At 71.1% G+C, this 24016-nt stretch carries 18 protein-coding genes and 1 pseudogene; 15 read left to right on the top strand and 4 right to left on the bottom strand.

Annotated features, from left to right (window positions below):
- Positions 1-91: 91 nt before the first annotated feature.
- The 4 genes and pseudogenes from QMK30_RS00970 to QMK30_RS00955 all read right to left on the bottom strand — a co-directional run bounded on the left by QMK30_RS00970 (position 92) and on the right by QMK30_RS00955 (position 5525).
- A complete protein-coding gene (locus QMK30_RS00970; RefSeq protein ID WP_283515152.1) occupies positions 92-532 on the bottom strand; it encodes a discoidin domain-containing protein in 441 nt (146 codons plus the stop codon).
- A gap of 370 nt (positions 533-902) precedes the next feature.
- A complete protein-coding gene (locus QMK30_RS00965; RefSeq protein ID WP_283515151.1) occupies positions 903-3098 on the bottom strand; it encodes a pectate lyase-like domain-containing protein in 2196 nt (731 codons plus the stop codon).
- A 249-nt stretch (positions 3099-3347) separates the two neighbouring features.
- Positions 3348-4846: pseudogene (locus QMK30_RS00960) on the bottom strand (MMPL family transporter).
- A gap of 184 nt (positions 4847-5030) precedes the next feature.
- Entirely contained in the window at positions 5031-5525 is a 495-nt protein-coding gene (locus QMK30_RS00955; RefSeq protein WP_283515150.1) for a MarR family winged helix-turn-helix transcriptional regulator, read from the bottom strand.
- Between the two features lie 80 nt (positions 5526-5605).
- Here QMK30_RS00955 and QMK30_RS00950 point away from each other — a divergent pair, with 80 nt between their 5' ends.
- The 15 genes from QMK30_RS00950 to QMK30_RS00880 all read left to right on the top strand — a co-directional run bounded on the left by QMK30_RS00950 (position 5606) and on the right by QMK30_RS00880 (position 24011).
- Positions 5606-6037 (top strand): DUF3662 domain-containing protein, encoded by a 432-nt coding sequence (locus QMK30_RS00950; RefSeq protein ID WP_283515149.1) that lies wholly within the window; start codon positions 5606-5608, stop codon positions 6035-6037.
- A 189-nt stretch (positions 6038-6226) separates the two neighbouring features.
- Positions 6227-7495 (top strand): NAD(P)/FAD-dependent oxidoreductase, encoded by a 1269-nt coding sequence (locus tag QMK30_RS00945; RefSeq protein WP_283515148.1) that lies wholly within the window; start codon positions 6227-6229, stop codon positions 7493-7495.
- A gap of 32 nt (positions 7496-7527) precedes the next feature.
- Positions 7528-8250: a DUF1365 domain-containing protein gene (locus QMK30_RS00940; RefSeq protein ID WP_283515227.1), complete on the top strand. Its 723-nt coding sequence runs from the start codon at positions 7528-7530 to the stop codon at positions 8248-8250.
- Complete coding sequence (locus tag QMK30_RS00935) at positions 8247-9536, top strand: class I SAM-dependent methyltransferase (RefSeq protein ID WP_502963032.1); 1290 nt, start codon at positions 8247-8249, stop codon at positions 9534-9536. The genes QMK30_RS00940 and QMK30_RS00935 overlap by 4 nt, the downstream gene beginning before the upstream one ends.
- The gene (locus tag QMK30_RS00930; protein WP_283515147.1) at positions 9533-10828 is read left to right on the top strand and encodes a class I SAM-dependent methyltransferase; all 1296 of its coding nucleotides are present in this window, start codon (positions 9533-9535) and stop codon (positions 10826-10828) included. Before QMK30_RS00935 ends, QMK30_RS00930 begins: the two co-directional genes overlap by 4 nt.
- Complete coding sequence (locus QMK30_RS00925; RefSeq protein WP_283515146.1) at positions 10825-11655, top strand: DUF1295 domain-containing protein; 831 nt, start codon at positions 10825-10827, stop codon at positions 11653-11655. Before QMK30_RS00930 ends, QMK30_RS00925 begins: the two co-directional genes overlap by 4 nt.
- Entirely contained in the window at positions 11652-12404 is a 753-nt protein-coding gene (locus QMK30_RS00920; RefSeq protein WP_283515145.1) for an alpha/beta hydrolase, read from the top strand. Before QMK30_RS00925 ends, QMK30_RS00920 begins: the two co-directional genes overlap by 4 nt.
- Before the next feature lie 147 nt (positions 12405-12551).
- Entirely contained in the window at positions 12552-12695 is a 144-nt protein-coding gene (locus QMK30_RS00915; RefSeq protein WP_283515144.1) for a hypothetical protein, read from the top strand.
- 271 nt (positions 12696-12966) lie between these two features.
- The gene (locus QMK30_RS00910) at positions 12967-15735 is read left to right on the top strand and encodes a M4 family metallopeptidase (protein WP_283515143.1); all 2769 of its coding nucleotides are present in this window, start codon (positions 12967-12969) and stop codon (positions 15733-15735) included.
- A 560-nt stretch (positions 15736-16295) separates the two neighbouring features.
- Complete coding sequence (locus tag QMK30_RS00905; RefSeq protein ID WP_283515142.1) at positions 16296-17477, top strand: glycosyltransferase; 1182 nt, start codon at positions 16296-16298, stop codon at positions 17475-17477.
- Positions 17474-18964: a sugar transferase gene (locus QMK30_RS00900; RefSeq protein WP_283515141.1), complete on the top strand. Its 1491-nt coding sequence runs from the start codon at positions 17474-17476 to the stop codon at positions 18962-18964. Before QMK30_RS00905 ends, QMK30_RS00900 begins: the two co-directional genes overlap by 4 nt.
- A 2-nt stretch (positions 18965-18966) precedes the next feature.
- A complete protein-coding gene (locus QMK30_RS00895; RefSeq protein ID WP_283515140.1) occupies positions 18967-20328 on the top strand; it encodes an O-antigen ligase family protein in 1362 nt (453 codons plus the stop codon).
- Positions 20325-22073, top strand: coding sequence for a murein biosynthesis integral membrane protein MurJ (murJ, locus tag QMK30_RS00890; RefSeq protein WP_502963031.1), 1749 nt, complete (start codon positions 20325-20327; stop codon positions 22071-22073). The genes QMK30_RS00895 and murJ overlap by 4 nt, the downstream gene beginning before the upstream one ends.
- The gene (locus tag QMK30_RS00885) at positions 22063-22878 is read left to right on the top strand and encodes a polysaccharide deacetylase family protein (protein WP_502963030.1); all 816 of its coding nucleotides are present in this window, start codon (positions 22063-22065) and stop codon (positions 22876-22878) included. The genes murJ and QMK30_RS00885 overlap by 11 nt, the downstream gene beginning before the upstream one ends.
- Complete coding sequence (locus QMK30_RS00880; RefSeq protein WP_283515139.1) at positions 22875-24011, top strand: glycosyltransferase; 1137 nt, start codon at positions 22875-22877, stop codon at positions 24009-24011. The genes QMK30_RS00885 and QMK30_RS00880 overlap by 4 nt, the downstream gene beginning before the upstream one ends.
- Positions 24012-24016 lie beyond the last annotated feature (5 nt).

The following is a 24016-nucleotide window of genomic DNA, read 5'->3' as shown; positions in this document are numbered from 1 at the left end:
GGGGAGGCGACCGGGCGCGCGGCTGCGCGCCCGGCGGACTGCCGTGTGAGCTGTGTGTGTTGAGCACCGGCCTGGTAGGCCGGTGCTGTCGTCAGCTGTAGACGCCGAACTCGAAGAGCGAATAGCCCCAGCCCGTGCCACGGGCCGTCAGGTTCAGCCGCACATGCCGGGCGGTGGTCGCGGCGATCTCGATGCTGTCCACGTCACCGTTACCGTCGGAAGTGGAGTGCACCGCACGCCAGTTGGCGCCGTCTTCCGAAACCTGTACCTGGTAGGACTTGGCGTAGGCCGGGTCCCACACCAGTTGGAGCCTGCGCAGCACGGTCGGCGCGGCGAGGTCGACCTGGATCGACTGCGGGTCGCGCCATTCGCTGGCCCAGCGGGTGCCGGTCAGGTTCCCGTCGAAGGCCGCGGAAGGGGCGAGACCGTCGCCTTCGGACGAGGAGGCGGTCGCGGGCTTGTTCTGGGACAGCAAGGTGTCGGCGGCTCCGGCGTCCGGTGCTGTCGCGAGCGTGAGTGAGGTCGCCAGCACGGCGGCGAGAGTGACGAGCAGTACTCCGACTCTGGGACGGCCGGACAAGGCTGCCCGGGATCTGAACACTATGGCTCCTGGCGGGAGGGGGAGGGGGTGCCGGCTTCCCGAAGCCGGGTTGGGAGAGCGCTCTCCGAGAGTGGCGCGGAGTCGTGTGCCTGTCAACGTGTTGGGTGCCAACTTCTTTGTGGTTACGCCGGTTTGGCGCAATTGGAGGCACCCCGGCACGCGCGCGGGGCCCGGCATCCCCGCTGACGCGGAGGATGCCGGGCCCCGAATGGGCTCGGAGGAACCCGGGATGGGCTCAGAGGGTGGCGGTCGGGGGACGGGGACGGGGACGGGGACGGGGGCAGGAGTCAGGGGTCAGGGGTCAGGGGAAGGAGACCAGGGTGGACGGGACGGTCGTGGTTCCCGAGGTGGGTGCGCCGGTGTTGTTGATGACGTGGTTGTACTGCCCCATGCCGCTGAGTGACACGGTCAGCAGGCTGTGGAACTTCACTCCAGGTTTTACCGGAGCCTGGAAGCCGTGGTCCTGACGGATTGTCGGATCCACGTTGTAGTAGCAGTAGCTGCCCATGCCCCAGCCTTCATGGGTGTTCACCGAGTCCGCGACCTTGTAGGCGGCGTACCCCTTGGTGTTGCCGTTCTGGATCGCCGCCTGGTTCGGCGCGTCGTACGCCTTCTCGTTCTGGAAGAAGATGGTCTTTCCCCGCTCGCCGTACCACTCGACGTCGTACTTGTTGAAGTGCTCGACGAACAGTCCGGTGGCCAGCACGTCGTCGCCGTTGACCCGGACGCCGAAGTCGGCTCGGTTGGTCTCCCAGCCCACGCCGTCGCCATGGTCGGCACGCCACACCCAGGTGTGGTCGACGATCGTGTCGTCGCTGTTGACGACCATGCTGGTGGTGGCCTTGCCGGGGCCCGCGCCGCCGATCCGGATGTAGACGTCCTGAACGGTCGTCGGGTTGGCGGAGTGGTCGGCGGAAGCGCCCTGCGGGCCGACTTCCAGCAGGGTCTGGGAGTTGACCGCACCCGCGTCGATGAGGAACCCGGCCAGCTTCACGCCGTCGACGTCGGCGACCCGCATCGCGGTGACGCCGTTGTCCGGGATGATCGTGGCGAGCCCGAGGCCCAGCACGACCGTGTCGGCGCGGTTGACGTTGATGCTCTGGTCGATGTGGTAGACGCCCGGAGTGAAGAGCAGGTGCAGGCCCTGCGCGAGGGCGGCGTTGATGGTGGCGGCGGTCGCGCCGGGCTTGACGACGTAGAACCTGCTCAGCGGAATTGAGCTGCCCTGAGGTGTGCCGTTCGCCCAGGTGGTGCCGCGCGCGTTGGTGCGCTTGGCGGGGACGAACACCTTGTACTCATTGCCTTCGAGATGCAGGAACGGCTTCTCGCGGGAGACCGGGGTAGTCGCCAGCGTCGTGTACGGCGGGTTGGGGAAGCCCTGGGCAGGCGCGCCCTCCACCCCGGAGAAGGTCATGTTCCACACGCCGTTGGTCCAGCCGCCCACGGAGCTGTCGCGGGTGTACCACTGCTGCTGCGAGTACGGGCCGACCGTGCCGTCGATCTTGCTGTCCGCGATGTAGCCGCCGCTGGCCCAGCCGTAGCCGGTGGGCGCCAGGTTCAGTCCGCCCTTGACGTGCATGCGGCGGAAGGACGCCGCCTGGGAGACCGCCCACCGGTTCGTGCCGTTGACCGGATTCAGTGCCAGGTTCTCCGCCGAACGCCAGAAGTTCTGGGTGGCGTTGCCGTTGAACCAGCCGGCGTCCACGGTCACATCACCGTTGAACGTCGTGTCGTCGGGGGAGAGCCCCAGGCCCGCGATGGAGGTGTAGAAGCCGAGGTTGGCGTTGATGTTGCCGTAGGTGCCGGGCTTGAACAGGAACGCGTGCCGGTCGGTGCCGAACTGCGCGGACTCCTGCTTCTTGAATACCTCGTCCAGCTTCCCCTGGATATTGGGGGTGGACGGGTCGAAGACATGCACGTTGGGGCCGAGATCCCCGCCTCCGGGGATGGTCGGACCGCCGCTGTCGCCCGCGGTTCCGTACACCTGGAACTCCCAGAGCGAGTAGCCGTAGCCGGTGGCGCGGGTGAGGCCGTACACGCGGACGTGACGAGCGGTGCCGGAGACGTTCAGCGTCTCCGTGCCACCCGCGCTGGTGGTGGTCGAGTACGCGCTCGACCAGTTGGTGCCGTCGGCGGAGAACTCGATGCGGTACGACTTCGCGTGCGCTGTCTCCCAGCGGAGCACGATCTGGGTCACGGCCGCGGAGGATCCCAGGTCGACCTTGATCCATTGCGGGTCGGACGCGGCGCTCGACCAGCGCGAGCCGTTGTCTCCGTCGACGGCCGCGGTGGCCGGAGTGCCTCCGTTCTCCTGGCTCGAGGCCGTCACCGGTTTGCCCTGGGAGAGCAGGGCGGGCGCGGCCTGCGCGGCCTTGGCGGGGCTGAACAGCAGAAGGGTGGCCACGAGCGCGACGACGATCGCACCGGCGGTGCTCTGTCGTGCGATGAGAGGGGGTCTGGGAGATGGTGGCGCCACGGGTATGCCGAGTGCGGGCATGAGGTGTTCTCCTCGTTCGGGGGAGAGAGTGAGGGAGAGCGCTCTCCAGCAAAGTGATGCTGGTCTGCCCGCGGCGCGAGGGTCAAGAGGAAGAACACGGCTTTCTGGTTCCGGAACGCCGGGGCGCGCGCCACACGTCTCCCGACGGCGCCCAGGCGTCAAAACCGCTATGCGTACGCCAGGTTGATGGTGTGTCAGAGCCCAGGCATCGGCGCCGCCCGAACTGCGCACCGGTCCGAGCGGCGCCGATCAGCTCTGTGTGCTCTGCCCCTCACCGGGCGAGCCGACTCGACTGTCCTTGCTGAGCGATCCGGGCCACCAGGCGAGGCGCCCGATGTCACGCGCCAGCGCCGGAACCAGCAAGGACCGTACGACGAGGGTGTCCAGCAGTACGCCGAAGGCGACGATGAACGCGATCTGGAGCAGGAACGCCAGGGGGATCACCCCGAGCGCGGCGAACGTCGCGGCGAGCACCACGCCCGCGGAGGTGATGACCCCGCCCGTCGCGGTGAGCCCGCGCAGCACTCCCTGGCGGGGGCCGTGGAGCAATGACTCCTCACGGACTCTGGACATCAGGAAGATGTTGTAGTCCACGCCCAGGGCGACGAGGAAGACGAAACCGTACAGGCGGTCGACCAGGTGCGCGACCCAGGTCCAGATGGTGTGACCGGATGCCTTCTGGGCGGCGGACTTGGGCCGGGGCGGGCGGGCCAGTACGCCGCACGGCCGAGCAGGACCAGGGCCGCAGGCAGGAAGGTCAGGGCGCTGAGTACGGCGCAGACGATACCGATGGCGCCGACCGGCCCCAGCGCCCGGTTGTTGGTCAGGTCGCTCAGCAGTAGCGCGAGCAGGCCGAGGGCGACCGTGGCGCCGCTCGCGGTGATGGGCCCGAAGGACTGCCGCAGGGCGGCGCGCATCGCCGTCGTCCGGTCGCTGTGGAGCGCCAGTTCCTCGCGGAAGCGGGCGGTCAGCAGCAGCGCGTAGTCCGTGGCGGCGCCGATGACGAGGATGGACAGGATTCCCTGGACCTGGCCGTCGACGCGGACGATGCCGTGGTCCGCGAGCGCGTACACGACCGCGCAGGCCAGCCCGAGGGCGAAGACCGCGCCCAGGATGATGACCAGGGGGAGCAGGACGCTGCGGTAGACCAGCAGCAGGATGAGCAGGACGGCCGCGAGGGCGACACCGAGCAGCAGGCCGTCGATGCCGGCGAACGCCTCCGACAGGTCGGCCCGGCTGGCCGCGGGACCCGCCGTCACCACGGCGGTGCCGGGCACGGTTTCCGCGGCCTTCTTGATCTCCTGGAGGGTGGTGGGCAGGCTCTCGCCCAGGTCCGGCCGTAGTTGTACGACGCCCTGGAGGGCCCGTCGGTCCTTGGAGGGCAGCGCGGGGGAGACCTCGCTCACCACGCCCGGAGTGCCGGTCAGTGAAGCCAGCGCACGGGTCGCGGCGGCCTGTTGCTCAGCCCCGAGCTGACACCCCCGGCTGTCGTTCTGACCGCTGTCCCCACTGCCGCCGTCGGCTGTCCAGACCACGATCGCCGGGAGCGTCTCCTTCTGACGGAAGTCCTGCTGGGCGTCGATGACCTTGGTCGACTCCGCGTTGCGCGGCAGGAAGGCCGCCTGATCGTTGGTCGCGACGTCGCCAAGTTTCCCGGCGTAGGGGCCGAGCACCCCGCCGATACCGAGCCAGGCAATGAGCAGAACGACCGGGATCAGCCAGCGTGCCGATCGGGGGGCGGAGAACATCGGACTCCCAGAAGCGTGAGAAGTAACTCAATGAATAGTAATCTCAATGAGTGAGAGAGATTACCCTTATCGGACGCGAACAGGGAGAAGAGGGCGGACCAGGGGGCCAGGGGCGAGGCCGATCGGCTCCCCAACACCCCTACCGCGGAAGCCGCCGGTAGGGATGCACGGGCACCCGGAGAATTCAGCGGCGGAGCACGCGCAGTCCGGCCATCTCGTCGTTCATGGCCGCGAGGAAGCGCAGAATAACCGACTGTTCGTCCGCGCTGAACCGGCTGCGGGCCCCCTCGGTCGCCTCGGCCAGCGGCAGGAAGTAGGCGCGCGCAGCGGACCGTGCGCCCTCCACGTAGTGCAGATGGATCACGCGCCGGTCCGTGCTCTCCCGTGACCGGCGGATGTGCCCGGCCCGCTCAAGACGGTCGAGGCAAGCGGTCACGGCGCCCGAGGTCAGCCCCAGGTGCTCCCGGAGCCGGCCCGGCGTCAGCGGCTCGTCGGCATCGAGGATCGCCGCGAGTGCCTGGATGTCGGTGGGGTGCAGGCCCTGACCGAGCGCGAAACCGTGGACCAGCCGGTTGATCTCCCCGTTCATCCGGCGCAGTTCCACCGCGAATCGCTGAAGATCCGCCGTCGGGCGGACCGGGGCTGCGCCCTGGGGCTCGGGATCGTCTGTGCTGGCCACACGCTCAGCCTATAGAAACTCCTGGCCCTGCCTCCAGGGCAGGGTGTGGCCGTCAACTCTGCGCTCGTCACGTCATCCCCATGGGTGAACATGGCTCGTCCCCGCGCGGGCACCCGAAGGCGATGGGAATCCTGGGCAACTTCGAACGGATGATGGAGCGTCGGGCCACTGCCCTGTGGGCCTCGCTGGCCCGGTCGGAGCGGGAGCCGGTCGAGGTCATGGTGATACTGCGCCGGGAGTGCGACGTAAACGCCATGATCATGGGGCTGGGGCGCACCCTCGTGCCCAACGCGTTCACCATTGAGCTGCCCGAGGACAGTTACCGGCAACTCGACGCGCACACGGCGCAGCTGGGCCGGAAGCTGTCGGTCACGGTGCGCAGGCATGCCGCCGAGCAGTGCTACAGCTTCGCCGGGCCGGTGAGCGTGAGCTTCCGGAGGGCTCCCGCGTCCGAGGTCACGCGGTACCGCATTCGAAGCCGCGTCGTTCCGGCCCCCCGTAGGGAGCAGTGAGCGACCCCGGCGCCGCGCGGGGCAGCGGCCCGCCGCCCCCGGAGACCCCGCCCCGGCCGACAGCCGCTCCCTCGCCCGCACAATGCCCGGCGGCCCGACCAATCCGATCGACTCCACGCTTCGAATAGTCATAGATCGGCTCGCGCGCCAGGGTGCGGTGACCGGCAGGACTCAAAGGGCGGGAGACCCATGGAGCGGCGGAGCGTAGCAGTGGTGGGCGGGGGTGTGGCCGGTCTTACCGCTGCCTACGTGTTGCAGCGGGCCTGCGACGTCACCCTGTACGAGGCGGACACCAGACTCGGGGGGCACGCGCACACGCACGAGGTGTCCACCGCCGACGGTCGGCCGCTACGGGTCGACAGCGGTTTCATCGTGCACAACGAACGGACCTATCCCCTGCTGCTCCGGTTGTTCGCCGAGCTCGGCGTCGCCACCCAGGACTCCGACATGAGCATGTCCGTGCGGTGTGACGGCTGCGGCCTGGAGTACGCGGGCGCACGCGGCCCCGGGGGCCTGTTCGCCGGGCGCAACACGGGGCGTGCCGCCTACCTGCGGATGCTCGCGGAAGTCCCCGCGTTCCACCGTGCCGCCCGCCGCGTCCTCAACTCCGTAACCTCCGAGGGGGACGCGACGTACACCCTCGGACAGTTCCTGGCGGCCGGCGGCTACTCCCGTTACTTCGTCGCACACTTCGCGATCCCGCTTGTCTCGTCGGTCTGGTCCTGCGCGGCCGACACCGCCATGCGCTATCCCGCCCGTTACCTGTTCCGCTTCCTGGACCACCACGGGCTTCTTTCCATCAGCGGATCGCCCCAGTGGCGGACGGTGACCGGCGGCTCGGTGGAGTACGTCGAGCGGATCGCCAAAGAGATCAGCACCGTGCGCACCGGCACCCCCGTACGCGCGGTGCACCGGTTCGACGAAGGTGTCAGCGTGGTGACCGACGACGGGGACGCCCAGGACCACGCGGCGGTCGTCATGGCGGTCCACCCTGATCAGGCGCTGCGCATTCTGGCCGATCCCACGGACGACGAGCGAGGCCTGCTCGGCGCGTTCACCTACTCCCGCAACCCGACGATCCTGCACACCGACACCACGCTGCTGCCCCGCTCCCCGCGGGCGCGCGCGTCGTGGAACTACTTCATGCCCTCCTGCGAGGCACCGGCCGACGCCGTGCACGTCAGCTACGACATGAACCGCCTGCAACGCCTGGGAGCGGGCAACGACCACGTCGTCACCCTCAACGCGGACGGGCGCGTGGACCCGGGCAAGGTGCTGGCCCGCATGGTGTACGAACACCCCGTCTACACACCGGAATCCGTCACCGCGCAGCAGCGCCTGCCGGAACTGAACACCGCCGTGACCGCGTTCGCCGGGGCGTACCACGGCTGGGGGTTCCACGAGGACGGCTGCCGGTCGGGCGTCGAGGCCGCCGCCGCGCTCGGTGTCCGGTGGTGACGGCCGTGAAGGGCACGAGGGTCCGGCAGTCGGTGCCCGCCCTCTACGACTGCGTCATCTCCCACGCCCGCACCGCCCCCCTGCGCCACAGCTTCCGGTCCCGCACCTATCTGTGGCTGGTCGACCTCGACCACATACCCGTGCTGCCCCGCGCCCTGCGTCCGCTGGCACGCTTCGACCCGGCCGATCACTTCGGTGGCGCGGCCCCGTCCATCCGCGCCGGACTCGACGCCTACCTGGCCGCCAACGGCGTGCGGCTGGACGGGGGACGCGTGCTGATGCTGGCGCACGCCCGGGTGCTCGGCTATGTCTTCAACCCGATCACCGTGTACTGGTGCCACGACCGCGCCGGCGCCCTCGTCCGGGTCGTCGCCGAGGTCCACAACACCTACGGCGAGCGCCACTGCTACCTGCTGCGGACCGACGCGGACGGCAGGGCCGAGGTCCTGAAGGACTTCTACGTGTCCCCCTTCTTCCCCGTCGACGGCAGCTACCGCATGCGGCTGCCCGAGCCGGGCCGGAGCCTGGACCTCACCGTCCAGCTCCGGCGCGCGGAAGAGAGCCCGTTCACCGCGACCGTCCGCGGAACCCACCGGCCGGCCACGGTCCGCCGCCTGCTGGGCGCGGCGCTGCGACGCCCCTGGTCCACGGCGTCGGTCGCCGCCGGCATTCGCCACCACGGCATCCGTCTGTTCCTCCGCGGGCTCCCCGTGCGACCCCGCCCCCCGCACCGCACACAAGAAGGCATGAAGTGACAGTCTCAGCAGAGCGCGCCACCGACCGGGATCTGTTCACGCCACCGCACACGGAGACCGACAAGGACAGGTGGCCGGACGTCGCCCGGCTGCCGCGCGGCTCCCGAGCGCGGACCGCCACAGCCGCTCTCATTCTGCGGCGCGCCTTCGCCCGGCTGCCGCTGCGCGTGCAGTGGGGGAAAGCGCCGGCGGCGGGCAGCGGCCCGCTGCTGCGCGTGCGGGACCCCGAGGCGTTCTTCCGGCGCATCGGCGCCGGTGGGCTCGTCGGATTCGGCGAGTCGTACATGGCGGGGGAATGGGACGCGGACGACCTCGTCGGCGTACTGACCGTACTGGCCACCCACGTCGACGACCTGGTCCCGGCACCGCTGCGACGGTTGCGCGCCCTGTGGGTGCGCCGCCGGCCGGCCGAACAACGCAACACCGTCACCGGCGCGCGGGACAACATCCGCCGCCACTACGACCTTTCGAACGACCTGTTCGCGCTGTTCCTCGATCCGACGATGTCATACTCCGCCGCGGTGTTCCCCACGCTCCCGGCGACCGGGGTGGACTTCCCGGCCGCCCAGCACCACAAGATCGACCGGCTGCTCGACCTGGCCGGGGTGGGGCCGGGAACGCGCGTGCTGGAGATCGGCACGGGATGGGGCGAGCTGGCGCTGCGGGCCGCGCGGCGCGGCGCCACTGTGGTGACGGTGACCCTGTCCGCCGAGCAGCGCCACCTCGCCATGAGCCGCCTGCGGGACGCCGGTGTCGCCGACCGGGCCACCGTCGAACTGTGCGACTACCGGCATGTCAGCGGTACGTACGACGCGGTGGTGAGCGTCGAGATGATCGAGGCCGTGGGCGCCGACTACTGGCCGGTCTATTTCTCCACCCTCCGGGAGCGCCTGGCCCCCGGCGGCCGGATAGCCCTCCAGACGATCACGATGCCGCACGAGCGGATGCTGGCCACCGGCCGCAGCCACACCTGGATCAGCAAGTACATCTTCCCCGGCGGCCTCATCCCCTCGATGACGGCCGTCGAACGGGAGTCGGCCGCGGCGGGCCTGACCATCGGATCGGACCACGGCTACGGCGAGCACTACGCCGAGACACTGCGGCTGTGGCGCGAGCGGTTCTCCCAGCAGGCGCCGAGCGTCGACGCGCTGGGCTTCGACAACACCTTCCGCCGCATGTGGGAGCTGTATCTGGCGTACTCCGAGGCAGGGTTCCGCGCGCAGTACCTGGACGTACGGCAGCTGCTGCTGACCGCGAGCACGACAACCCGAGGAGCCGTCCGATGACGCCCGTCGCCACCCGCCTGTCCGCCGCTTTCGAGCGGTACTTCCGCATCCCCCTGCCGATGCGGCTGCGGGCCTGGGACGGCAGCGAGGCGGGCCCGGCCGGAGCGCCGCTCGTTTTCCTGCGCTCACCGATGGCCCTGCGCCGACTGGTGTGGCAGCCGGGCGAACTCGGCCTCGCCGACGCCTATATCGCCGGTGACATCGACGTGGAGGGGGACCTGGCGGCCGGTCTGAGCGCGGTGTGGGGGCAGCTGCGCGACCGCGGGCCCGGCGCTCCACGCCCGCGCCCGGCCGACCTGGCCGAATTCGCCGCCACCGCGTTCCGGCTCAAGGCCGTCGGCCCGCGCCCGCCAGCACCGGGAGCGGCGCGGGCCCGGCTCCAAGGCACCCTGCACAGCTCGTCACGCGACCGGGCCGCCATCAGCCACCACTACGACATGTCCAACGAGTTCTACGCGATGCTGCTCGACGAGACGATGGCGTACTCCTGCGGCTACTGGACCCGGCCCGAGGAACCCGCGTACGGCCTCGCCGACGCCCAGCGCGACAAGCTCGATCTGATCTGCCGCAAGCTCGGCCTCAGGGCCGGCTCCCAGTTCCTCGATGTGGGCTGCGGGTGGGGCGCGCTGAGCCTGCACGCGGCGCGCGAGTACAAGGCGCGGGTCACCGCGGTGACCCTGTCCGCCGAGCAGCGCGACTTCATGGCAGCGCGGATCCACGAGCAGGGACTTGGCGGGCTGGTGGAGGTGGAGCTGCGGCACTACCGCGACATCGAGGGCGGCGGCTACGACGCGGTGAGCGCCATCGAGATGGGCGAACACGTCGGTGACGCGGAGTACCCGGCGTTCGCCGCGCGCCTGCACGGGCTGCTGCGCCCGCGTGGCCGCCTGTTGGTCCAGCAGATGTCCCGCGGGGCCAACGCGCCGGGAGGCGGGGCCTTCATCGAGACGTACATCGCGCCCGACATGCACATGCGGCCCGTCGGCCGCACGGTCGACCTCCTGGAAACGGCCGGACTGGAGGTCCGCTCGGTGGAGTCGCTGCGCGAGCACTACGCCCGCACCATCACCGCCTGGCACCGGACGCTCGAAGCCCGCTGGGACGACTTCGTGACCCTGGTCGGCGAGCCCACCGCGCGGGTCTGGCGTCTGTACCTCGCAGGCAGCGCACTGGCCTTCACCGAACGCCGGATGGGCGTCGACCAGATCCTGGCGGTACGTCCCACCCGGGACGGGGTCGCGGACCTGCCCGCCACCCCGGAGTCCTGGTACGGACAGGGCGCGGCGCGATGAGCGGCTTCCCGTGGGCGGCGTTCGCCGCCAACCTGGCCCCGGCCGCGGGCGCCGCGCTCGCCGTCATGCTCGTCGTGTTCGCTGTCGCCACCCGCAAAGGCATGCACCGGCTCGTGGACGTCGCGTGGGGCCTGGCCTTCACCGCGGTAGCCGTCGTTACCTATGTCATGTCCGCAGGCCACGGGGACGATGTCGGGCGCCTGCTGGTCACCGTGGCGACGGCCCTGTGGGGCCTGCGGCTCGCCGCCCACATCGCCTGGCGCGGACGCGGCCACGGCGAGGACCCCCGCTACGAACGCATGCTGGCCAAGGCGTCCGGCAACCGGACCCTGTACGCACTGCGTACGGTGTACCTCCTCCAGGGTGCGCTGGTGTGGCTGATCTCGCTCCCCGTCCAGGCCGCGCAGTACGTTCCCGCACCTGTCGGCCCCCTCGCCGTCGCCGGCATCGTGCTGTGGGCGACGGGCCTCACCTTCGAGGCGGTCGGCGACCATCAGCTCGCCCGCTTCAAGGCCGACCCGGCCCACCGTGGGGGCATCATGGACCGAGGACTCTGGAGCTGGACGCGCCACCCGAACTATTTCGGCGACTTCCTGGTCTGGTGGGGCCTGTTCCTCATGGCCTGCGGCAGCTGGCAGGCCGCGGCCCTGTCCCTGGTCTCACCGCTGGTGATGACGTTCCTGCTGACCCGCGGCAGCGGCAAGCGACTGCTGGAGGACCATATGGCCGACCGCCACGGTTTCACCGCGTACGCGGCACGCACGAGCGGATTCTTCCCACGCCCGCCCCGCCGCACTGCCGAGCACGGACAGCGGGAACCCCGATGACCCTGCCCGGAGAGCCTCGCGTCGGGACACGCGAGGACGGCCACAGCGCCCTGCGGCTCCACTCGGCCCCTCCCTCGCCCCGGGGGGCCGTGCTGCTGCTCCACGGAGGCCGCGCGGACGCCCTGACGCCACCACCGCTGCTCAACCTGCCGGCCGCCCGCATGCGGGCGTTTCGCGGCGCGATCCGGCGGGCGACACGGGACGACCAGGCGCTGCTCGCGTCGGTGAGTTACCGCCACCGCGGCTGGAACGGCTCGCGCGAGGACCCGGTGCGAGACGTGCGTGAGGCGCTCGACGAGTTGACACGGCTCGCGCCGCTCAATCCGGTCGTCCTGGTGGGCCACTCCATGGGCGCCCGCGCGGCACTGCGGGCGGCAGAGCACCCCCAGGTCAACGGGGTCGTGGCGCTTGCCCCGTGGTGCCCGCCGGGGTCGCCCGTGGCCCAGCTCCGCGACAAGCATGTGATTGTCCTGCACGACAACCAGGACCGCGTCACCGACGCCCGCGAGTCCTGGGACTTCCTCCGCAGGGCCCGGCGCGCGGGCGCGCACGCCTGCGGCATCGCCATGCCGCGGGGCGGACACGCGATGCTGCGTGACGCGGGCGCCTGGCACCGCCTCGCGGCCTCCCTGACCGCCGGCGTGCTGGGGACGCGTCCGCTGCCGCCCGCCGTCGTCGCGGCGCAGCGGAGCGCCGACGGTGCGGTGCTCAGTGCCGAGAGCGTCCTTGCGGAGCTCTCCCGTCCCTAGAGGGCGCCGGCGACCAATCCAGGTTCCGTTCCGCGACGAATCACCCGTGAAGGGCTCAATCAGCACCTGCCGGACCGTTTCGGCACCGGCGCTGCCACCGGGGCCATCGTGACCCAGTGAGCCCGTCGCGCAAGGGACTGATTCGTGATGACCGACCAGGAGTTCGACGAGATCATGGCCGAGGCCGTCGAGTGCAGACGCCGGGTGTCGTTCCCGGCGTCCTCGTCCGCGGACGACGACCAGTACGCGCAGCATGCCCAGCATGCCGAGTACGGAGGCTCCGCCCACTGACGACGGGCGCCGACGAGCCCCACGGGTAACCGGCCCCATGACCGGCACACCGGCCTCAAGAGGCCACCCCCGGCCCGCAGGGGCCGAAAGTCAACGGTCGAAACCACCGCCCCATTGATGAGTCGTCACATCATGGCTTCCATGGCCCTTGCCGACGGCGTTCCGCCGTCGGCAAGGACTGTGAGGGGATGGGGAGACGGTGCGGCAGTTCAGAACGCGCACGGCAAGACCGGGGGCATCCAGAGCACAACGGAGCGGAATAACAGGTGCGGTGGCGCTGATCGGCGCCGCCGCACTCGTCGTTTCGGGGCAGCCCGCCGAGGCGGTGACGGCGGAAGCACCACCGCCGAGTCCGGGCGAAGTGATCCCGGGCCAGAACACGGCAACACCCGCACTGGTGACTGGCGTTCGGGAGCAGGCCCCGGCCACGGGGGACGCGGCGGGCGCCGCGCGCACCTATCTCGCGGGCAAGCAGAGCCGCTACCGGATCGCAGCCCCGGACCGTGACCTGCGACCGCTGCGGACCACCACCTCGGCGGGTGGGCAGGAGACCGTGCGCCTCCAGCAGGATCACCGGGGCGTGCCGGTCCTGGGCGGCCAGTACGTCGTACGCATGGAGAAGAAGGGCGGCAGCCGCACCGTCACCGGAACCTCGGGCAAGTACTTCACCGGGCTGAAGACGACCACGACGGCCGAGGTCGGCGACGCCCTGGCGGTCGAGCGGGCGGTCGATGCCGTACTGACGGAGCTCGGAGCGGAGAAGTTCGCCGCGCCCGAGAAGGGCGAGGAGGGCCGGTCGCCGCTCGTGGGCACGGCCCGCGGACTGGTCGTGCTGCCCACCGGTGCCGGGGTGCTCACCCGGCATGTCACCGTGCGGGGCACGGACCCGGGGCACGGCGAGTCGGTGTTGCGCGAGGTGTACATCGACGCACACGCCGGTTACCCGGTCCTCCAGTACAGCGGGATCAAGACGTTCGGCGCGCAACCCGCGCCAACTGCGGGAACCGTGGCGGGCCGCGCCGTGGCGCCGGACCCCGGGATGCCGGGCTACGGCGTCAAGCTCGACGGGAAGAGCATCGAGCTCCAGGTGGCCCGCGACGAGGCGCGCAACGCCTATGTGCTGCGCGACCACACCCGGATCCAGAACGGCAGCGACAACGTCCTGGCCGTCTGGGACGCACGTGGCAAGTGGGCCAGCGACATCGTCGGCAACTGGCCGCCGGGCATCCTGGAGTTCGGCTCGCCCACCCCGGCCTTCGGCGCCGAGGCGACCGAGTCGGGCGCCGTGGACGCGCACTGGGCCTCCGGGCAGGTCTACGACTACTTCAAGCAGAAGCACGGCCGCGACAGCCTGGACGGCCATGGCATGACCGTCAACTCCCTGGTGGGCGTGGTCAACTACGGGCAGCCGTACGTCAACGCCTTCTGGGACGGCCAGAAGATGGTGTACGGCTCGGGTGACGCCGAGTACCGACCGCTCTCCGCGGCCCTCGACGTCGTCGGCCACGAGATGACCCACGGCGTCATCGACAACTCCGCCGACCTCGTCTACGCCGGCCAGTCCGGTGCGATGAACGAGGCCATCGCCGATTACTTCGGCAACGCCATTGAGACAGATGTGTACGGGATCCCGACGGACGGCCCCGATTCGGGGCTGCTGGGGGAGACGCTGTGCCGGACGAAGACCCCGCGCGAGTGCGCGCTGCGTGACCTCAACGACGGGCGGACCACCGCCAAGTCCTTCCTCGGCGTGGGCTTCGGCACCGACAACGGCGGTGTGCACCTCAACTCGACCATATTCGGCGGTGCGTTGTGGGACGCCCGTCAGGACATCGGCGCCGCGCTCGGCGACAGGATCGTCTACAAGGCGCTCACCGAGTACCTGACCCCGCTCGACGGCTTCACCGAGGGCCGGGCCGCGATGATCGCCGCGGCCAAGGACCTCAAGGTCGCGGCGAGGGACCTGAAGGCCCTCCGGCGGTCCTTCAACGCACATGGCATCGTGCCCGGTTGGGAGCTGGCGCTGGGCGTGGACTCCGACCTGCTGTTCGAACGGGTCAACACCCGTGACTCGCGGCTGGGCGCCGGCGGCGGCTGGTGGGCGGCGGCCAAGTCCAACGAGGCGGGATCCGAGCCGTACTCGGTGTGGGCAGGACGCACCGACGGCAAGGGCCAACTGAAGCTGATGAGCCCCAACGACGGCCGCTACCACGTGAATCCGGCCACCGACGGCAAGACCGTGGTGTGGCAGGCGTACGGGGCGAGCGGCGTGGAGATACTGGCCAGGCCGCTCGCGGGCGGGCCGGTCAAGAAGCTGTGGTCCACCAGTCGGAGCGCGGGCAACTCCATGGCGGTCGACGGTGACACCGTGGCCTTCGACTACTACAACCACGGCGGGAGACGGGGCGTCGCCTATCTCAGCCTGAAGGACCCGGCGAACGTGGTCCAGCTCGGCGGGGGCACCTACCACCGGTCGTCCTTCCCGTCGCTGAGCAACGGCAAGTTCATCTACCAGGACGCGCGGCGGGTGCGCGCCCCCGTCTACGAGTACAGCACCCGCGTCATCGACGTCGCGACCGGCGAGGACACGGTGGTCCAGTTCGCCGCCGAAGGCGTGAGCCTGGGCCCGACGGCCGTCAACGGCAAGAACGTCTTCTGGCTGCTCGACGAGGAGGACGGCAATGGCAAGACAGCCCTGCGCCGCGCGAACTTCGACGGATCGGGCGTGGTGGACCTCAGCCCGGAGAGCGGCCCGTACGCGCTCAACGTCATTGACCTGACGGTCTCGGAGGAGGCGGTGACCATCGGGGCGCGGACGTTCGACCCTGAGTACGGCAATGAATCGCTGGCCAAGCTCTGGCAGTTCTCGGCGACCGGCTCACCCAAGGACGAGGGCACGCGCAAGGGCCGGGTCTCCTGCAACCGGGGCGAACAGCTCTCGGCCGCCGCGGCGGCACGCAGCCAGGTGGTGTGGATCGACGCGACCACCGGCTCCAGCGAGGTGGTGACGCGCACCCGCCCCGCCGGCAAGTGCGCCTGACCCGACCGCGGCAGTGAGCGAGGCGGCCCGCCGGACAACAGTCCGGCGGGCCGTCCGCGTGTCTGCCCGGGACGTCGGCCATGACGTCGACGAGTCCCCTGACAATCCGGCGAGCCGCACTCGAATCGGCCGCGGAAATAAGATATCTGTATTCGATAATGCATTCGATTGGTATCGGAATTCAGATCACCGTACGGGCGAGTCCGACGTGTTTTCTGGCCTTCTTTCTGAGAAGGTTCACTCCTGTTTTATTGCTTGATCAAACATGGAGAGCCAGACATGTCGAAGTCGGCGGGCTTCCCTGCGCGAGGTGTCCCGAGAGTGCCGTTCCGGCTTGTGCCTACGGTCACTTCGTTTCACGGCGCAGCATCCTCGGACCTGCGGGAATCGGCCGTAGTGCCGATCGGACTTCCCGAAGTCGACCCGCACACCCCGGTTCTGTGCCGAAAGGCGCAGCCGTTTTCCGGCGCACTCACGGTGCAGGCAGAATGCCGCTGATTTCCCTTTCGGCGTTACTCGGCCGGGTCAGTTCGAACTTCCACGTACGAAGAGAGCCGCATGTGCTGCAGAGAAGTTGGACCGGGAAGAGCCAACTGACGGTTTTCCACCTGGTTCAGCCGGTGGAGGGCGGAGTCGCACGCGTGGTCACCGACCTCGTCCGGGCGCAGGTCGCTGAAGGTCTACGGACCTTCGTGGCCTGCCCGCCCGACGGCGAGTTGGCATCACAGGTCACCGAAGCCGGAGCGCGTGTGCACACCTGGCCCGCCGACCGGGGGCCCGGACCACGGCTGGCCCGTGAGGTCCTGACCGCCGCCCGACTGATTCGCGAGAGCGGAGCGCATGTCGTGCACGCCCACAGCGCCAAGGCAGGGCTCGCCGGCCGGCTCGCGGTGCGCGGCCGTGTGCCCACGGTCTTCCAGCCGCACGCCTGGTCCTTCGACGCCGTCGGGGGGCGCGCCGCGGCCATGGCGCGGAAGTGGGAGCGGTACGGGGCTCGTTGGAGCGACCGGACCCTGTGCGTCAGTGAGGCGGAGCGCCGGGCGGGGGAGAAGGCGGGCATCGCCGCCCACTGGTCGGTGATCCGCAACGGCATCGACCTCGGGCACTTCCACCCGGACGACGGCACGAGTCGCGCACCGGCCCGAGCCTCCCTGCCCCTGCTGTCCGAGGTGTCGCCGGGCGCCCCGCTGGTGCTCTGCGTCGGCCGGCTGTGCCGCCAGAAGGGGCAGGATGTCCTGCTGCGGGCCTGGCGGCAGGTGGCCGCAGCCGTCCCCGCCGCCCGTCTGGTCCTGGTCGGCGACGGGCCGGACCGGGAGCGGCTGAGGGGCCTCGCCCCGCCGGGCGTGCTGTTCGCCGGCGCGAGCGGGGACACCCGGCCGTGGTTCCACGCGGCGGACGTCGTCGTACTCCCCTCCCGCTGGGAAGGCATGGCCCTGGCTCCACTCGAAGCCATGGCCTGCGGCAGGCCCGTTGTGATGTCCGACGTCAGCGGGGCGAGGGAGAGCCTGCCCCCCGGCCACGAAAACCACTGCCTCGTACCGCCCGAAGACCCGTCGGCGCTCGCGGCGGCACTCGGCACGCTGCTGACCGACCCGAAGCTGCGGGAAGACCTGGGCCGACAGGCCCAGACCCACACCCGGTCGGCCTTCGACGTGCGCAACACCGCCGCAGCAGTCTCCGGCGTTTACCAGGAACTCCTCAGCTTGCCCCGACCCATGACGAGGAAGTGCGCTCAGCGATGACCATGGAGAGTGCGCACGCGCCCCAGCCCGCCGCTCAGGCAACCGCCGCGCAGGGCACGGCGCTCTTGATCCATCCGCCGCGGAGATCCGCCGGCCGTCGTACCGCCCCACTCGCCCGGCGGAGTATCCACCAGCACGGTTCCGTGGCGGGGCTGCTCACCGCCGACGGGTTCGCCCTGGCCTCGGCCCTGCTGCTGGTGCCGGAACTGCCCTGGCCGGCGGCAGCGTTCATCCTGCTCGTAGGTGTGCAGTTGTCGCTGCACACCTACCGCGGCCTCTACCGGCCGCGGCTGTCCCCGTCCGCGCTCGCCGAACTTCCCGCGCTGCTCGGCCTCTTCCTCATCCAGTGGTTCGCCACCGCGGAAGCCCTCACGGCGTACGACTCCCGCTACGACATCGGCTGGCAGACCCTGGCCGTCCTGGTCGCAGCGCAGACACTGCTCGGCTGCGCCGGGCGGGCCGTGATCTACCAGATGTGGCGCTGGTCGGCCGTCAGGCACCCGCAGTCGGCCCTCGTCGTGGGCCGGGAGCCCCTCGCCCGGCACATCGCATCCGCCCTGTACGAGCGCGCCGAGTACGGACTGCGGCCGGTCGGCCGGGTCGACCCCACGCACATCCAGCCCGCAGAGAGCGCACCGGCGGACACCGCACCCCTGCCCGTCCTCACCACCCCGCAGGACGTCACCCGCGCGGTCAGGCAGAACGCGGTGCGCCATGCCGTCTTCACCCACCCGCCCGAATCGTCCCCCGAGACGGCCGCCCTCGTCGGTCTGCTCGCCGAACACGGCTGCCGCCTGTGGCTGGTGGACGGCGCCGTGGCAGGCACCGTCGCATCCCCCCGGACCGCCGACCCCGACCACCTGTGGGGATTCGCCGCACGCCCGCTGCGCAGCGGACCGCATCGGCCGGTGGCGCGCGCGGGCAAGCGGGTGATGGACGCCTCGCTGGCCGCCGTCGCCGTTCTCGCCGCAGCGCCCGTCATGGGTGTCTGCGCACTCGCCGTACGCGTCCTCGACGGACCCGGAGTCATCTTCCGGCAGGAACGCATCGGCCTGCACGGCCGGCCCTTCGTCCTGCTGAAGTTCCGCACGGTCCGTCCGGCCACCGAGCACGAGTCCGACGTGCGCTGGAGTGTCGCCCTCGACCAGCGGATGAGCGGTATCGGCAGGCTGCTGCGCCGAACCTCCCTCGACGAGCTGCCGCAGCTGTGGAACGTGCTGCGCGGCGACATGAGCCTGGTCGGTCCCCGGCCCGAACGCCCCTACTTCGTGGCGAAGTTCCGCGCCCTTCACCCCGGCTACCAGGCCCGCCACCGGATGCCCGTCGGCATCACCGGGCTGGCCCAGGTGAACGGGCTGCGCGGCGACACCTCGATCGAGGACCGCGCGCGCTTCGACAACCACTACATCGAGACCTGGTCGCTCTGGCAGGACGTGTGCATCCTGGCGCGCACCGCCGCTTCCCTGTTCAGGCTCGGAGGCAGCTGAGGATGACAGCCACGTGGACCGACGCGCCCGCCCCGCGGGCCGCGTCGCACCCCGGCTTCAGGCGACAGGCGGCCCGCTGGGGCCCCCTGCTGCCGCTGATCGTGACCGTGCTCCTGCTGGCCGCGCCCATCCAGGCCGAGCTCGCCGGATCGTCAAGCAGCGTCAGCCCCGCCGACATCGCGTCCGGCGTCCTGGTGGCGTTCTGCGTGGGGCGCGCACTGCGCTGCCGGCTTCGGCCGCTGACACCCGCCGCCGTCGTGGTCCTGGGCATCCCCGCGGTGGGCTTCGCCGTGGCGACGATCACCGCGGCCGACCCGGTGGCGAGCCTCCCGGGCTTCGTCCGCTACCTCCAGGTCTTCGTGCTGGTCCCGGTCGCCGTGGTGCTCCTGATCCGCGACGCCAGTGCCTTCAGAATCGTCACGGGCTGCCTGGTGGCCCTGGCCCTCGTCCAGGGCGCCACGGGGGTCTACCAGTACGCCACCGGCACCGGTGCGTCGTACATGGGTGAGGACATCCGGGCGGTGGGCACCTTCGGGCCCACCGACGTCATGGGCATGGCCACCGTCGTCGCGTACGGGCTGCTCGCCGCCGTCGCCCTCGCGCTGTGCACCCCCCAAGGCGCGCCCCGATGGCTGCGGCCGTGCGCGCTCGCGGCGGCCGCGGCGCTCGTCGTACCGCTCGCGCTGTCCTTCAGCAGGGGCGCGTGGATCGCCACCGTGGTCGCGGCCGTCGCCATGGTCCTGCTGACCGGATGGCGGCAGGCCGTGCGCGCCCTGACCGTGGTGACCGCGGCGGCCGTCGTGCTGGTCGGCGGCTTCGGCGTCGGCTCCGAGATGATCTCGCAACGGCTCACCAGCATCACCGACGTGACCGAGGCCCCGGACCAGTCCGTCAACGACCGGTACACGATGTGGGCAGCGGCGGCGAGCATGTGGCGCGAGCAACCCGCCACCGGCGTCGGCCTCAAGGGCTTCCCCGCCCACCGGGACGGCCACGCCTCCATCGGACTCTCCTCGGGCAGCGACACCGCGGGCGCCGGCCAGGCCTTCCAGAAGCAGCCCCTCCTGTCGCCGCACAACATGTACCTGCTGGTACTCAGCGAACAGGGACTGATCGGCGTCACCGCGTTCGTCGGCAGCTGGGCGGCGGTCCTGGTGGGCACGGTACGCAGGCTGGCCCTCGCCCGCAAGAGGCGCCAGGCGGCCGCCGACTGCGGCCTGGCCGCAGTCGGGCTGATCACCTGGCAGACCGTCGACTTCCTGTACGCCGACATCGGCGGCCCATCGACGGTGCTCGCCGGGGTCGTGCTCGGCCTGGCCGCGTGGTGGGCGTTCGCGCGGCAGGACGAGGCGATCGCCGCGTGAACAACACCAGTACCGGCACCAGCGTGGACCCGGCCGAAACTCTGCACCCCACCGCTGCGGACGAGGCCGGGCCCCTGTACCCCACCACCGTTGACCCTGCCGCGACCCTGCGCCCCACCACAGGGCCGCCGACCACGACTGCCGGTGGCGAACCGGCGAGGCTCGGCCGGTTCCTGGCCCGCGCCGCCGCGGTCACCGCCGGACTCACCGCGGTCGGGGCGCTGCTCGGGCTCGTACGCGACCAGGCCATCGCCCACCTCTTCGGCGCGAGCGTCGAGAGCGACGCCTTCCTGATCGCCTGGACCGTGCCGGAGATGGCGTCCACACTGCTCATCGAGGACGCCATGGCGCTGCTGCTGGTCCCGGCCTTCAGCCTCGCCCTCACCCGGCGTGCCACCGCCCTGCCGCACGACCGCGCCCTCGGCCCGGACCCGGTCCGGGCCCTGGTCACCGCGACCTTCCCCCGGCTCTTCGTCCTGCTGGCCTGCGTCGCCGGGCTGCTGGTGCTGGGCGCGCCCTGGGTCGTACGGATCCTCGCACCCGGCTTCAGCGATCCCCAACTGGCCGTCGACTGCACCCGCCTGACCGCGGTGACCGTCCTCACCTTCGGCATCACCGGCTACCTCAGCGCGGCGCTGCGCGCGCACCGCAGTTTCCTGCCGCCCGCCGGCGTCTATGTCGCGTACAACCTCGGCATCATCACCACCATGCTCACCCTGCACTCGCTGTGGGGGGTAAGGGCCGCCGCCGCCGGGGTGGCGGTCGGCAGCCTGCTCATGATCCTCGTCCAACTGCCCACCTTCGCGAGGCTGGTGACCTCGGTGCGTCTGAAGCCCAGGTCTCGCCGGCTCCGGTTGCCCGGCCGGCGCCGGACGGCGGGCACCGCGCAACTGGGCCTCGCCGTCCTCGCGCCCGTCATCCTCTTCGCGGTCACCAGGCAGTCCCAGGTCCTGGTCGAGCGCTTCTTCGCGTCCGACCTGCCCGCCGGAGCCATCTCGCATCTGAACTACGCGCAGAAAGTCGCGCAGATGCCAATGGTGCTGTCGCTGATGATCTGCACCGTGACCTTCCCGGTGATCGCCCAGGCCATGGCGGACGGAGACCGGGACCGGGCCCGCCACCGGGTCGAACGCGACCTGGCACTGGCCGGAATGGTCGTCCTGTTCGGCACCGCCATGGTGTTCGGGTACGCCCCCCAGATCATCGAAGTCCTCTTCCAGCGGGGCGCGTTCGACGCGTGGGACACCGAGACCACCGCCACCGTCATGCGGGTCTACGCGACCGGGCTCCTCGGCCACTGTCTCGTCGGAGCGCTGGGCAGGCCGTTCTTCTCCACGGCCCGGCCCCCCTGGTACCCGGCCGCCGCCATGGCCGCCGGACTCGTGGTCACCACCGCGGCCGTCGCCGCCACCGTCGGCCACTGGGGCGTCTACGGCATCGCCGCGGCCAACGCCGTCGGCATCAGCACCACAGCGGTGCTCCTCCTCGGCGGCCTGGGCTCACGGGTCATCTCCATCGACGTGCGGGCCGTCGCGCTCTCGCTCGGCCGGTTGACGACCGCCGCCGCGGTGGCGGGCACGGTGGGCTGGGCCGCCGGACCGCTGGTGGCAGACCCCCTGCTGAGCGTGGCCGTCGGCTGCGTTCTCGTCCTCACCGCTTTCGTCCTCACCGGACTCGCAGTCAGAGCACCGGAGATCGTTCATCTGCTGGCCCTCACCCGACAGAGGTTCACCCATGGCCGCTGACACGGCGACTCGCACCACCCGACTGCCCGCCCTCCGACGGCGCTCCCCGCACCCCGCCCAACCGTGGATCCTCATGTACCACTCGGTGGCCGACCCGACGGACGACCCGTACGGCATCACCGTCGCCCCCGACCGGCTCGACGAGCAGCTGCGCTGGCTGCGCGACCGCAGGCTCACCGGCGTCGACATCGGCACGCTCCTGCGCGCCCACGCGGCCGGCCGCTCCAAGGGCCTGGTGGGGCTGACCTTCGACGACGGGTACACCGACTTCCTCCACGAGGCGCTGCCGACCCTGCGCCGGCACGAGTGCACGGCGACCGTTTTCGTGCTGCCAGGGAGGCTCGACGGCTCCAACGCATGGGACCCGCTCGGCCCGCGCAGGCCGCTGCTGACGGAGGACGGCATCCGGGCCGTCGCCGACGCCGGAATGCAGGTCGGCTCGCACGGGCTCGTCCACCAGGACCTGACCGAGGTCTCCGACGACGTACTGCGGCAGGAGACGCGCCGGAGCCGGGAGTTGCTCCACGACATCACCGGCACGGCCCCCGAGGGGTTCTGCTATCCGTACGGCACCGTCGACCGGCGCGCGGTCGACGCGGTACGCGACGCGGGATACGGCTACGGCTGCGCCATCGCGCCCGGCCCACTGGCCGGGCCGTACACACTGTCCCGTACGCACATCAGCAACGCCGACCGGGGCGCCCGGCTCTGGGCGAAGCGCCTTCGCCCCGCCTTCGAGCGCCGGACGGCCTTCGCCCCCGTCGACATGCCGGTCGCTGCCGCCCCGGTCGGCGACAGCCGGTGAAGGCGCTGCACATCATCACCGGGCTCGGCATCGGCGGAGCGGAGCAGCAACTGCGCCTGCTGCTGCGTCATCTGCCGATGCCCTGCGACGTCGTGACCCTGACCAACCCGGGCGCCGTCGCCGACGGGCTGCGCACGGACGGGGTGCGCGTCACCCATCTGGACATGCGCGGCAACAGGGACCTCAAGGCGCTGCCCAGGCTGACCCGGCTCATCCGCCAGGGCAAGTACGACCTGGTCCACACCCACCTGTACCGCGCCTGCGTCTACGGGCGGATCGCCGCACGGCTGGCCGGGGTCCGGGCCACCGTCGCCACCGAACACTCACTGGGGCAGGCGGAGATCGAAGGACGCCCGCTGACCCGGGGGACCCGCGTGCTTTACCTGCGGACCGAACGGCTCGGGGCGGCGACCGTCGCCGTCTCCACCACCGTCGCCGGGCGGCTGCGCGACTGGGGCGTCCCGGCCGCCCGCATCCACGTCGTCCCCAATGGCATCGACGCCGGACGGTTCCGCTTCGACCACGCGGACCGAGTCACGACCCGCGCACGCCTGGGGCTCCCCGAGGACGCCTTCGTGGTCGGCGGCGTGGGGCGGCTCGTCCCCGGCAAACGCTTCGACGTGCTGGTCCGCGCCGTCGCGGCGCTGCCGGGCGCCCGGCTCCTGCTGGCGGGCGACGGGCCCGAGGCAGGCCCGCTGCGGGCGCTCGCCGTCCGGCTGGGAGCCGCGGACCGCATCCGGTTCCTCGGCGAGTGCGACGCCGTGAACGCCCCCGCCGGCAGCGGCCCGCCCGGCATCCCCGCGCTGCTGTGCGCCATGGACACCTTCGTCTCGACGTCCCGTGAGGAGGCCTTCGGGCTCGCGGTCGTCGAGGCGTTGGCCGCGGGGCTCCCCGTATTGCACACCACGTGCCCAGCCATCGACGACCTGCCCACCGACCGCGCCCCCGGCGCCCGGCGCATCGGCAGCGGTCTCGGCGAACTGACGGACGCTCTGCGCCGCCGGATGGAGGACGGCACACCCCGTCTGCCCGCGCCCCCCGCCGTCAGCCACTACGACATCGCGCGCTGCGGCGAACGCCTCATGGACGTCTACACGCACGCCCTCGCCACCACCCCTTCCCCCAGGAGATGACGCTC

This window comes from Streptomyces sp. H27-C3, assembly GCF_030063415.1.
Lineage (GTDB): Bacteria > Actinomycetota > Actinomycetes > Streptomycetales > Streptomycetaceae > Streptomyces.
This window is presented reverse-complemented; position numbering and strand designations above follow the sequence as displayed.